Source organism: Streptomyces sp. Je 1-369, from assembly GCF_026810505.1.
In the GTDB taxonomy this organism is placed as follows: domain Bacteria; phylum Actinomycetota; class Actinomycetes; order Streptomycetales; family Streptomycetaceae; genus Streptomyces.
Genome location: NZ_CP101750.1, coordinates 7,062,916 through 7,076,235, shown reverse-complemented (window position 1 = coordinate 7,076,235; position 13,320 = coordinate 7,062,916). Strand labels below are relative to the sequence as shown.

Sequence of the window (13,320 nt, the reverse complement as noted above, 5' to 3'; positions counted from 1 at the left end):
AGTGACGTGAGCAAGTCGAGCGACTGGACGCCCCACGTGGTGACGCCGGAGACGGCTGGGGTGCCCGCGAACCACGAGGGCCTGCTGGCGGCGATCAGCGACACGGCGAGGACGGCCGACCTGCTCCTCGCGGAGAAGGCCCTGGTGTTCCGCGGCTTCGGCACGTCCAAGGAGCAGGTCGACTCGGCGCTCGACCTGCTCCTGCCCAACCGCCTCGCCTACGTGCACGGCAACTCGCCCCGCACCAAGGTCGGCAGCAACGTCTACACCTCGACCGAGTACCCGTCCGAGTTCACCATCTCCATGCACAACGAGCTGTCCTACGCCCGCAAGTGGCCGTCCCGGCTCGCCTTCTACTGCGAGCGCCGACCGGTGACCGGGGGCGCGACCCCCGTGGTCGACGGCACGTTGTGGCTCAGCTCGCTCGACGACGACGTCAGGGCCGCCTTCGGCAAGGGCATCCGTTACACGCAGAACCTGCAGAGCGGGGCCGGCTTCGGCAAGAGCTGGCAGGACACGTTCGAGACCTCCGACAAGGACGAGGTGGAGGCGCACCTCGCGGACGCCGACGTCTCGTGGGAGTGGAGGGCGGACGACGGGCTCCGTGTCACGCAGGTCCGCCCGGCCACCGTGCGGCATCCGGTGACCGGCGACGAGGTCTGGTTCAACCAGTTCGACCAGTGGCACCTCGCCGGTCTCGACGCCGACACCGCGATGATGCTCTCCGAGCTGATGCCGGAGGACGAGCTGCCGCAGTCGGTGACGTTCGCCGACGGCAGCCCCATTCCCGACGAGTACGTGGCGCACGTGCGCGACCACGGTCTCGACGCGGCCGTGGACGTGGACTGGTACGAGGGCGATCTGCTGCTGATCGACAACGTGGCCGTGGCGCACGGTCGCCGCCCGTACACCGGACCGCGCCGCGTCCTGGTGGCCATGTCCGGGTGACCTGAACCCCTGGACCTTCCCGGTCCGGGTGCACATCGCGCGGGACGAACCGGCGCTCGAGCTGCCGCTATGACACGAGGGGAACGCAAGAACACATGGTGCCGTTGTCGTATGCGCAGCGTCGGTTGTGGTTCCTGTACCGGTACGAGGGTCCGAGTGCGACCTACAACGTGCCGGTGGTGCTGCGCCTGTCCGGCGCCCTGGACACCGACGCGCTGCGTGCCGCGCTGCACGATGTCGTGGCGCGGCACGAGGCGCTGCGGACCGTGTTCCCGGACGTCGACGGCCAGCCGTACCAGGACGTACGCCCGGCCGCCGAGGCACGTCCGGTGGTGGACGTGGAGACGGTCACCGAGGCGGAGCTGACCGGCGCGGTGGACCGTGTGATGCGGTACGCGTTCGACCTCGCCACTGAATTGCCGCTCCGAGCGGCGTTGTTGGCCATCGACGACGCCGTGGACGAGCACGTGCTCGCCCTCGTGATCCACCACATCGCAGGGGATGGCTGGTCCATGGGACCGCTGATCCGCGACCTGAGCACCGCCTACGCCGCACGATGCGCGGGGAGCCCGCCGTCGTGGGAGCCGCTGCCGGTCCAGTACGCCGACTACACCCTGTGGCAGCACGAACTCCTCGGCGACGCCGACGACCCCGACAGCCTCCTGTCCGCCCAACTCGACCACTGGACATCCGCGTTGGCCGGGCTGCCCGACCGCATCGAGCTGCCCACCGACCACCCCTACCCGGACCAGGCAGGGACCGAGGGCGGTGCGGTCCCGGTACGCATCGACGCCGAACTGCACCAGGCCCTGGCGGACCTCGCGCGGTCGCACCAGACCACCATGTTCATGGTGCTTCAGGCCGCTCTCGGCGTGCTCCTGCACCGCCACGGCGCGGGCACGGACATCCCCATCGGGACACCCGTCGCGGGCCGCGGCGAGGAGGAACTCGACGACCTGGTCGGCTTCTTCGTCAACACCCTCGTCCTGCGCACCGACCTGTCCGACGACCCCACCTTCACCGAACTCCTCGACCGCGTCCGCGAAAGCGACCTCAACGCCTACGCCCACCAGGACCTGCCCTTCGAAAGCCTGGTGGAAGCCCTCAACCCGACCCGGTCCCTCGCCCACCACCCGCTCTTCCAGGTCATGCTGGCCTTCAACAACACCCCGCGCGCGGCCGTGGAGTTCGGCGGGCTCGCGGCGTCCCCGCAGGCCGTCCGTCTCCAGTCCGCCCGGATGGAGTTGTCCTTCAGCTTCGCCGAGCAGCACGACGGCGACGGCGCCGCCGACGGGCTCGGCGGCGTCATCTCGTACCGCACCGACCTGTTCGACCTCGATACGGTCACCGCCCTCGCCGAGCGGCTCGTCCGCGTGCTGGAGTGCGGCGTCGCCGCCCCGGAGCGGCGCGTGTCGTCGTACGACGTGCTGTCGGACGACGAGCGGCGCCGCGTCCTCGACGAATGGAACGACACAGCCACGCCGGAACTCGCAGGTACCGCCGCCGAACTGTTCCAGGAGCGTGCGCTCGCCGTGCCCGAGGTGAGCGCGCTCCTCGCCGACGGCGTCCCCGTCCCGTACGCGGACCTCAACGCCCGCGCCAACCGTGTGGCCCGGCTCCTGGTCGAGCGGGGGGTCGGCCCCGAGGACATCGTGGCGCTGGCGATCCCCCGCTCCCCCGAGCTGATCACGGCCCTGCTCGCGGTGCTGAAGGCGGGCGCCGCCTATCTGCCGCTGGACACCACCTACCCGGTCGACCGCATCCGCTTCATGCTGCGGGACGCCCGCCCGGGTCTCGTCCTGGCCCACGCCGGTGCCGGTGACCTCCTGGCGGAGCAGGACGGCACCGACGTCGTCGTCCTCGACGATCCCGCGGTCCAGGAGCATCTGGCGGGCCTGGACGCGTCCGACCTCACCGACGCCGACCGGGTCACCGCCCTGGACGCGGCGCACCCGGCGTACGTCATCTACACCTCGGGCTCGTCCGGCACGCCCAAGGGCGTCACCGTGCCGCACCGGGGCCTCGCCAACTTCGCGCTCGCGCAGGCCGAGCAGTGGGGCATCGGTGTCGGCTCCCGTGTGCTGCAGTTCCTGTCGCCGAGCTTCGACGCCGCCGCGTCCGAGTTCTTCACGGCGCTGCTGACGGGCGGCACGCTGGTGCTCGCCGACGCGGACCGGCTCACGCCAGGACCCGACCTCATCGAACTGCTCCGTACCGAGGAGATCACGCACTGCACGCTGGTGCCCTCGGTGCTGCGGGTGCTGTCCGAGGAGACGCTGCCGGGCACGCTGACGCTGATCGTCGGCGGTGAGGCCTGCGGCCCGGAGATCGTGGAGCGCTGGTCCGCGGGCCGGAAGATGTTCAACGCGTACGGGCCGACGGAGATCACGGTCTGCGCGACGCTGAGCGAGGCGCTGTCGGGTGCGGTGGTGCCGCCGATCGGGCGGCCCATCGCCAACGTGCGGACGTACGTCCTGGACGGGGGCCTCTCCCCCGTACCGCCCGGTGTGCCCGGTGAGTTGTACGTGGCCGGGGCCGGTGTCGCACGCGGCTACCTGGACCGGCCGGGGATGACCGCGGAACGGTTCGTCGCCGATCCGTACGGGCCCGCCGGGTCGCGCATGTACCGCACCGGGGACCTGGTGCGGTGGAACCGTGACGGCACGCTGCAGTTCCTGGGCCGCGCGGACGACCAGGTGAAACTGCGCGGCTTCCGCATCGAACTGGGCGAGGTCGACGCGGCGTTGACCGCCTGTCCCGGTGTCCGGGCCGCCGCTGCCGTCATACGTGAGGACCGGCCGGGCGACCGCCGTCTGGTCGGCTACCTGGTGGCCGACGACGTGGCGGGTGCCGCCGTCGACGTCGATATCGAGCAGGTGAGGAAGGCGGTGGGCGCGCGGCTGCCGGAGTACATGGTGCCGACGGCCCTGGTGCTCCTGGACACGCTGCCCCTGAGCGCGCACGGGAAGCTGGACCACCGGGCGCTCCCCGTGCCCGACTACACCCGCGCCACCACCCCCACCCGGGCCCCCGGCACCCCGCGGGAGCGGATCGTCGCCGGGCTCTTCGCCGACGTCCTCGGCCTCGACCCGGACCATGTCGGCGTCGACGACGGCTTCTTCGCCCTCGGCGGGGACAGCATCAGCTCCATCGTCCTGGTCACCCGCGCCCGTGAGCGCGGCCTCGACCTGTCACCCCGTGACGTCTTCAAGGACCAGACGCCTGGCGCGCTGGCCCGCAGGGCGCGGCCGGTCGAGGGGAACGGCGGGTCCGGTGCCGGTACCGGACCCGGCACCGGCACCGGCACCGATCGCGTGGGGGTGGGCGAGGTGCCGCTGACGCCCGTCATGCACTGGCTCCTCGAACCCGGCCATCCCTTCGACGAGTTCAATCAGTCCGTGTTCGTACAGGTGCCCGGCGGCATCGACCGCGGGCAGCTCGGCGACGTACTGCGGGCGCTCGTCGATCACCACGACGTGCTGCGGGCGCGGCTCGTGCGGCGGGACGGGACGTACGCCGACGCAGAGGCCGACTCCGGCGCCGACTCCGGCGCCGACTGGGTGCTCGACGTCCCGCCGGCCGGTACGGTGCCGGTCGAGCCGCGTCTCGTCCAGGTGGTGACCGCCGGTCTCGACGACGAGCGGCGGCGTGAACTCCTCGTACGCCACGCGGAAGAGGCGCGCGCACGGCTCGCCCCGCACGACGGCGTGATGGTGCAGGCCGTCTGGTTCGACAACGGGTCCGATGAACCGGGTCGACTGCTCCTGACGCTTCATCACCTGGTGGTGGACGGCGTCTCGTGGCGGATCCTGCTGCCCGACCTCGCCGTCGCGGGCGCCGCCGTACTGGCAGGCCGTACCCCTGAGCTGGCGCCGGTCGGCACGTCGTTCCGGCAGTGGGCGCACCGGCTCACGGAGCTGGCCCGCGAGCCTCGGACCACCGTGACGCTGCCGCGGTGGACGGAGATGCTGTCCCGGCCCGAACCACGCCTCGGAGCGGACGCGAACACCTACGAGGACGATGCGGACGGCGGGGACACGGGAAGCAGGCGCAGGGACGCGGGCCGTTCCACGCACGGCACCGCCGACACGCTGGCCTCACTGCGCGTGCGCGTACCGGCCGAGCTGACCGACGCGCTCCTGACCAGCGCGCCCGCCACCCTCCACGCCACCACCAACGAAGTGCTCCTCACCGGGCTCGCGGTCGCCCTCGCCGCCTGGCGCGACGACCCCCGGCACACCGGCACGCTCATCGACCTGGAGGGACACGGCCGCCAGGACGACCTCGCCGGGGCCGACACCACCCGCACCGTCGGCTGGTTCACGAGCATGGCGCCGGTACGGCTCGACCCGGGTGCCGTACCGGCCGCCGAGCTGCACACCGGCGGGCCGACGGTCGGCCGTGCGCTGCAACTCGTCAAGGAGCAACTGCGCGCCGTCCCCGACCACGGATTCGCGTACGGACTGCTGCGCCACCTCAACCCCGAGACGGCCCCCGCCCTCGCCCGCCTCTCCGGCCCGCAGGTCTCCTTCAACTATCTCGGCAGGTTCGCGGTACCGTCCCCCGGCGCCGACACCACAGCCGCGGACTGGCAGCAGGTCCCCGGCAGCCCGTCGCTGGGCGGCCTGGACCCCCGAATGCGGGCCCCGCACCCGCTGATGATCAACGCGGTCACCGTGGACTCCGCCGACGGCTCCGAGCTGAGCGCGACGTTCAAGTGGCCCGAGGCGTTGTTCCCCCGCCACCGTGTCCAGGAGCTCGCCGACACCTGGCTGACCTCGCTCGCCGCGCTCGGCGCCCACGCCGAAGGAACCGCGCCCGCGGGCCGCACCCCCAGCGACCTCGACCTCGTCGACCTCACCCACCAGCAGATCGCCCGACTTGAGGAGCGGTACCCGGAGCTGGCCGACGTCTGGCCGCTTTCCCCGCTCCAGGAGGGCATGCTGTTCCACGCCCTGGCCGACGGTGCGGAACCCGACGCCCGCGACGTCTACACGGTCCAGATGGCGCTCCGTCTCGACGGCGTCGTGGACGCCAAGGCCCTGCGCGCGGCGGCACAACGCATGCTGGAACGCCACCCGAACCTGCGCGCGGCCTTCCACCACGAGGGCCTGGACCGACCGGTGCAGATCATCGAGGACGGCACGCAACTCCCGTGGTACGACATGGACTTGTGTGGCCGTACGGACGCCGAAGCGGCCCTGGACGCGTTCCTGGGCGAGGAGCGGGCGCGGCGCTTCGATCCGGCACGGCCGCCGCTGATGCGGTTCGCGCTGGTCCGCCTGGGCGAGGACCGGCACTGCCTGGTCATCACCCAGCACCACATCCTCACCGACGGCTGGTCGTCGAGCCTCCACATCAATGAACTCCTCGCCCTGTACCGGCAGTACGCGGTTGGTGGCGACGACTCCGCCCTGCCCAGGACGACGCCCTACCGCGACTACCTGACGTGGCTCGTGGAGCGCGACAGGACCGCGGCGCACGACGCCTGGGCAGAAGCGCTGGCGGGGGCCGAACCAACGTACGCGGCGGCGTCCGCGCCCTCGGCCACCCCGGGATCCGCGTCCCTGCCCGAGCGGCTGGTGTCCCACCTGGACGCGGCCACCACGACGGCACTCGAAGCCCGGGCACGCCGCGCCGGCGTGACCCTCAACACCCTGGTGCAGTGCGCGTGGGCTGTGCTCCTCGGCCGGATGACCGGGCAGGACGACGTGGTCTTCGGCGCCGTGGTGTCGGGGCGGTCGCCGGAGATCCCGGGGATCGAGAACATGATCGGCCTGTTCATCAACACGGTGCCGGTGCGGGTGCGCCTGGAGTCCACGGACACGTGGGCCGATCTGGCGGGGCGCGTACAGGCCGAGCAGGGCGCGCTGCTGCCGCACCAGCACGTGTCTCTCACGGAGATCCAACGGGTGGCCGGTGCGGGTGGGCTCTTCGACACCGTCGTCGCCTTCGAGAACTACCTGGCACCCCGCACCGCGCACTCCACCGACGAGGACGGCGGCCTGCGCGTCACCGGAGCCACGGGTTACGACGGCGCCCATTACCCCCTGAACCTCGTCGTCGTCCCCGGCCCCGAACTGCGGCTGCGCCTCGACCACCGCACCGACAGCTACGCCACCCACGACGCGGACGCGCTCCTCGGCCGACTCGTACGGATCCTGACGGCGGTGGCCGAGGACGCGGAGCAGCGGGTCGGGGCGGTGGAGCTGCTGTCCGCCGACGAGCGTGAGCGCGTGGTGGGCGCGTGGGGTTCCGGCCCGGTGGTGGAGGTGCCGGAGGCGACGGCACCGGCCATGTTCGCGGCACGGGTCTCCGAGACGCCGGATGCTCCGGCCCTGGTGGCGGCGGACGGCGGTACGGTCTGTTCGTACGCCGAGTTGGACGCCCGCGCCGACCGGGTCGCGCGGCTGTTGACGGAACGCGGCGTGGGTCCGGAGCAGGTGGTGGCGCTCGCGCTGCCTCGGTCCCCGGAGCTCGTGGTCGCGGTTCTCGCGGTGTGGAAGGCGGGGGCGGCCTATCTGCCGATCGACACCGCGTATCCGCTGGACCGGATCCGCTTCATGATCGAGGACGCCCGTCCCGCACTCGTACTGACGGACACGGCGTCCAAGGGACTGTGGGCACAGGGCACCCCGGTCTTGCACCTCGACGATGCGGCCGTCGAGGCGGAGTTGGCTGAGTTGGCCGCTCCGGACACCGTCGGCCTGGCCGCGACCGCACCGGTGCCCGCGCACCCTGCCTACGTCATCTACACCTCCGGCTCGACGGGCACTCCCAAGGGTGTCGTCGTCACACACGAGGGCCTGGTGAGCCTGGTCGCGTCGTCCGGACCCCACCTCGGCCTCGGTCCCGGCAGCCGCGTACTCCAGTTCGCCTCACCCAGCTTCGACGCGGCGACCTGGGACTGGAGCCTGGCCCTGCTGTCGGGCGCGGCCCTCGTCGTCGCCGACGCTCAGCAGATCACCCCCGGCGACGCGCTCGCACGTGTCGTGTCCCAGGCAGGCGTCACGTACTGCATGCTGCCGCCCTCGGCCCTCGGCGTACTGGACGTGGCGCAGGTCCCGAAGACGATGACCGTCGTGGTGGGCGGCGAGGCCTGCGGCCCCGACACCGTCGAACACTGGTCCCCCGGCAGACGCATGATCAACGCCTACGGACCCACCGAAACCACCGTATGCGCGACACTGAGCGACCCGCTCTCAGGTGCCGCGGTGCCGCCGATCGGACGGCCCATCGGCAACGTACGGACATACGTCCTGGACGAGGGCATGCGTCCGGTGCCGCCCGGGATGCCCGGCGAGCTGTACGTCGCCGGGGCCGGACTCGCACGCGGCTACCTGAACCGGCCAGGGCTGACCGCGGAACGGTTCGTCGCCGACCCCTACGGGCCCCCCGGATCACGCATGTACCGCACGGGTGACCTCGCGGCCTGGAACAACGACGGTACCCTCCGCTACCTCGGACGCACCGACGACCAGGTGAAACTGCGCGGCTTCCGCATCGAACTCGGAGAAGTCGAGGCCGCGTTGGCCGCCTGCCCCGGCATCGCGAGTGCCACTGCCGTCCTCCGCGAGGACCGCCCCGGCGACCGACGCCTCATCGGCTACGTCGTGAGGGGCGGTGACAGCGGCGGTGGGAGTGCCGGTGGAAGTGACCGTGGGAGTGTCCCCGTACCGGCCGCCGTGCGCGCCCAGGTGGCCGACCGTCTGCCTGAGCACATGGTGCCGTCCGCCGTCATGGTCCTGGACGCCCTGCCGCTGATGCCGAACGGCAAGCTCGACCGCAAGGCGCTGCCCGCCCCCGACTACAGCGGCACGGCCACGTCGTCCCGCGCCCCGCGCGACGCACGCGAGGAGATCCTCGCCGGACTCTTCACCGAAGTACTCGGCCTCGACCGCGTCGGCGTCGACGACAACTTCTTCGACCTGGGCGGGCACTCCCTCCTGGCCATGCGCCTCGTCGGCCGCGTACGCGCCGTGATGGGCGTGGAGTTGGCGATCCGGGACCTGTTCGCGGCGCCGACGGTCGCCACTCTCGCCCGCACGGTGGAGGTGCCGACGAGCTCGGCCGCGCGCCCCGCGCTGGAGCCCACCACGCGCCCGGAGCGGACACCGCTGTCGTTCGCACAGCGCAGGCTGTGGTTCCTGTACCGGCTGGACGGGCCCAGTCCGACGTACAACGTGCCGGTGGTGCTGCGCCTGTCCGGCGCCCTGGACACCGACGCGCTGCGTACCGCGCTGCACGATGTCGTGGCGCGGCACGAGGCGCTGCGGACCGTGTTCCCGGACGTCGACGGCCAGCCGTACCAGGACGTACGCCCGGCCGCCGACGCGCGACCGGTGGTGGACGTCGGGACGGTCACCGAGGCGGAGCTGCCCGGTGCCGTGGACGACGCCGTCCGCCACTCCTTCGACCTGGCCACCGAACAGCCGCTGCGCGCGGCGCTGTTCACCGTTCGGGACGCCGTGGACGAGCACGTGCTCGCCCTCGTGATCCACCACATCGCAGGGGATGGCTGGTCCATGGGACCGCTGATCCGCGACCTGAGCACCGCCTACGCCGCACGATGCGCGGGGAGCCCGCCGTCGTGGGAGCCGCTGCCGGTCCAGTACGCCGACTACACCCTGTGGCAGCACGAACTCCTCGGCGACGCCGACGACCCCGACAGCCTCCTGTCCGCCCAACTCGACCACTGGACAACCGCGTTGGCCGGGCTGCCCGACCGCATCGAGCTGCCCACCGACCACCCCTACCCGGACCAGGCAGGGACCGAGGGCGGTGCGGTCCCGGTACGCATCGACGCCGGGCTGCACCAGGCCCTGGCGGACCTCGCGCGGTCGCACCAGACCACCATGTTCATGGTGCTCCAGGCCGCCCTCGGCGTGCTCCTGCACCGCCACGGCGCGGGCACGGACATCCCCATCGGGACACCCGTCGCGGGCCGCGGCGAGGAGGAACTCGACGACCTGGTCGGCTTCTTCGTCAACACCCTCGTCCTGCGCACCGACCTGTCCGACGACCCCACCTTCACCGAACTCCTCGACCGCGTCCGCGAGAGCGACCTCAACGCCTACGCCCACCAGGACCTGCCCTTCGAAGGCCTCGTGGAGGCGCTGAACCCGACCCGGTCCCTCGCCCACCACCCGCTCTTCCAGGTCATGCTGGCGTTCAACAACACCCCGCGCGCCGAGTTGAAGTTCGGCGGGCTCGACGCCTCGGTGCGGCCCGCGGGCTTCCACGCGGCACGCACCGATCTGGCCCTGAGCCTCGCCGAACGGCACGGCGATGACGGTTCCCCCGACGGGATCCTCGGCTCCCTCACCTACCGCGTCGACCTCTTCGAGCAGCGCACGACGACCGCGCTGGTGGAGCGGCTGCTGCGCGTGCTGCGTACGGTCGCCGCCGATCCCGGCCGGAGCATCGCCTCCGTCGATGTCCTGTCCGAGGGCGAACGGCACCGGGTGCTCGACGAGTGGAACGACACGGTCACGGCGGTGCCCGACGCCACCGTGCCCGAGCTGTTCCAGGCACAGGCCGCCGCCACGCCCGACGCCATCGCGCTCGTCGCCGACGGCACGCAGCTCACGTACGACGAGCTCAACGCCCGCGCCAACCGCCTCGCGCACCTCCTCACCGAGCACGGCGTCGGCCCCGAGCACATCGTCGGCCTCGCCCTGCCCCGGTCGCCGGAACTCGTCACCGCCCTGCTCGCGGTACTCAAGGCGGGCGCCGCCTACCTGCCCATCGACACGGCCTACCCCGCCGAACGCATCCGCCACATGGTCCAGGACGCCCGCCCCACCCTCGTCCTCACCGACAGCACCACCACCGGCCTGTGGCCCGAGGACACCCCGACCGTCCTCCTCGACGACCCCACCCCCCTCCAGAGCCGCACCACCACCCTCAACACCAACCCCACCATCACACCCGACCCCTCCCACCCCGCCTACGTCATCTACACCTCCGGCTCCACCGGCACCCCCAAGGGCGTCGTCGTCCCCCACCGCGGCCTCGCCAACTTCCTGGCCGACATGAGGGGCCGGGTCGGTGTCCGGGAGGGCGACCGGTTCCTGTCGGTGACGACGGTCGCGTTCGACATCGCCGGTCTTGAGGTCTACCTGCCGCTCCTGTGCGGTGCCGGGGTCGTACTGCCCGGCGCCACGGTGGCGAACGATCCGGCGGCCATGGTCCGGCTGATCGCCGACGCCGGGGTCACCGTCGTACAGGCGACGCCGTCGCTGTGGCGGGAGCTGGCGGCAACGCCAGGCGCCTCGGACCTCGGTCTGCGCCGTGTGCTGGTGGGCGGCGAGGCGGTCTCCGCGGCGCTGGCGGAGACTCTCCGCGGGCTCGGCCGGGCGGTGACGAACGTGTACGGGCCCACCGAGACGACCATCTGGTCGACGGCCGCCGAGCTGAGCCGTGGCGACGGTGGGGCCGCTCCGTCCATCGGCCGTCCGATCTCCAACACGCGGGTGTACGTCCTGGACGCCGCCCTGCGCCCGGTCCCGACCGGCGTCGCGGGCGAGCTGTACATCGCGGGGACCGGGCTCGCACGGGGCTATCTGAACCGGCCGGGGCTGACCGCGGGGCGGTTCGTCGCCGACCCCCACGGGCCCGCCGGGTCGCGCATGTACCGCACCGGCGACCTCGCCTCCTGGAACGACGACGGCACCCTCCGCTACCTCGGGCGCACCGACGACCAGGTCAAACTGCGCGGCCACCGCGTCGAACTCGGAGAAGTCGAGGCCGCGTTGACCGGCTGCCCCGCGGTCGCTGCCGCCACCGCAGTGATCCGGGAGGACCGGCCCGGCGACCACCGCCTCGTGGGATACGTCGTACCCGAGGACGGCGCACCGCTCGACCGGCAGGACCTCGACGACCGGCTCCGCCGCGCCCTCCCCGCGTACATGGTCCCCACCGCCCTGGTCCCCCTCGACGCCCTCCCTCTGACCCCCAACGGAAAACTGGACCGCAAAGCACTCCCCGTCCCCGACTACACAGGCGCCACCGCCACCTCCGCCGCCACAACCACCTCCACCCGCGCTCCCGGCACTCCGCACGAACGGATCATCGCCGGGCTCTTCGCCGAGGTGCTGGGCGTGGATGTCGACCGGGTCGGCGGCGACGCGAGCTTCTTCGCCCTCGGCGGGCACTCCCTGCTCGCCATGCGCCTCATCGGGCGGATCCGTGCCGCCCTCGGCGCGCAGCTGCGGCCCAGGGACTTCTTCGAGGCGCCCACCGTCACCGGGCTCGCCGAACGGGTGCACGGGGCGGAGAAGGCGCAGGGCGACGTCCTGCTGCCGCTGCACGTGGAAGGGGATCGCGCGCCGGTCTTCTGCGTCCACCCCGCGGGCGGGCACAGCTGGGGCTACTACCACCTCAAGGACCACCTGCCGCCCGGCCACCCGCTGTACGGCCTCCAGGCCCGCACGCTGCTGCAAGGCGCCGAACCTCCGGCCTCGCTCCCGGCCATGGCCGCGGACTATGTGGAGCAGCTGCGTTCGGTTCAGCCCAGTGGGCCGTACCACCTCGTCGGCTGGTCGTTCGGCGGTCTCGTCGCCTTCGAGATGGCCGCGCAACTCCAGGCGCGGGGCGAGGAGATCGCGCTGCTCGCGCTCCTGGACGCCTTCCCCGCGGCGGCGGAGGACGGTGTCGAGCCGGTGCCCGCGGACGAGGACAGCATGCTGCGCATGATCGCCGCGAACGCCGGATACGACCCGGCCGCCATCACCACCGTCGGTCCCGACGAGCCGCTGACACCGGCCGCTTTGAGCGCGTTCTTCCAGCAGGTCGGCGCGGTGATGGCCAACCTGACGGCGGAGGATCTGCGTACCTTCGCGCACACGCTGCGGCACAACGCCGGCATCGGTGCGGCGTTCACCCCCGGCGTGTTCCGCGGCGACCTGCTCGTACTGACCGCGGGGAGGGGTCGGGACGGCTCCCCGACCGCCCCCGGCAAGGGACGGGACGCCTGGGCGGCGTACGTCACCGGACGGGTCGACGAGCACCAAGTCCCGTGCAGTCACGACGGCATGTTGCTGCCGGACGTCCTGAAGCCCGTCGGCGAGATCCTCTCCCGCACCCTCCACAGCCAGCACCCCACTCCCTGACACACCCCGACCAAACCCCAGGAGCTGACATGACGAACCCCTTCGAGAACCCGGACGGCACGTACGTGGTGCTCGTCAACGACGAGAACCAGCACTCGCTCTGGCCGGTCACCGTGGACGTGCCCGCGGGCTGGACCACCGCGCACCCGAGCGACACGCGGGAGGCCTGCCTGCGCTTCATCGAGGAGAACTGGACCGACATGCGCCCGCGCAGCCTCGCGCAGCGCATGGCCGAGAAGTAGCCGAGAGCAGCGACAAG

General features: G+C 72.2%; 3 protein-coding genes. All 3 read left to right on the top strand.

Annotated elements, in window-relative coordinates; genetic code table 11:
• Positions 1–6: 6 nt before the first annotated feature.
• Positions 7–948 (top strand): TauD/TfdA family dioxygenase, encoded by a 942-nt coding sequence (locus tag NOO62_RS31725; RefSeq protein WP_268774223.1) that lies wholly within the window; start codon positions 7–9, stop codon positions 946–948.
• Positions 949–1,043: 95 nt separating this feature from the next.
• Positions 1,044–13,061, top strand: coding sequence for an amino acid adenylation domain-containing protein (locus NOO62_RS31720; RefSeq protein WP_268774222.1), 12,018 nt, complete (start codon positions 1,044–1,046; stop codon positions 13,059–13,061).
• A 29-nt stretch (positions 13,062–13,090) separates the two neighbouring features.
• Entirely contained in the window at positions 13,091–13,303 is a 213-nt protein-coding gene (locus NOO62_RS31715; protein WP_268774221.1) for an MbtH family protein, read from the top strand.
• Positions 13,304–13,320: the final 17 nt, after the last annotated feature.

Bases quoted from the DNA above. Each gene is read 5' to 3' on its own strand.
- NOO62_RS31720 (WP_268774222.1), top strand. From the start codon at position 1,044: ATGGTGCCGTTGTCGTATGCGCAGCGTCGGTTGTGGTTCCTGTACCGG.
- NOO62_RS31715 (WP_268774221.1), top strand. From the start codon at position 13,091: ATGACGAACCCCTTCGAGAACCCGGACGGCACGTACGTGGTGCTCGTC.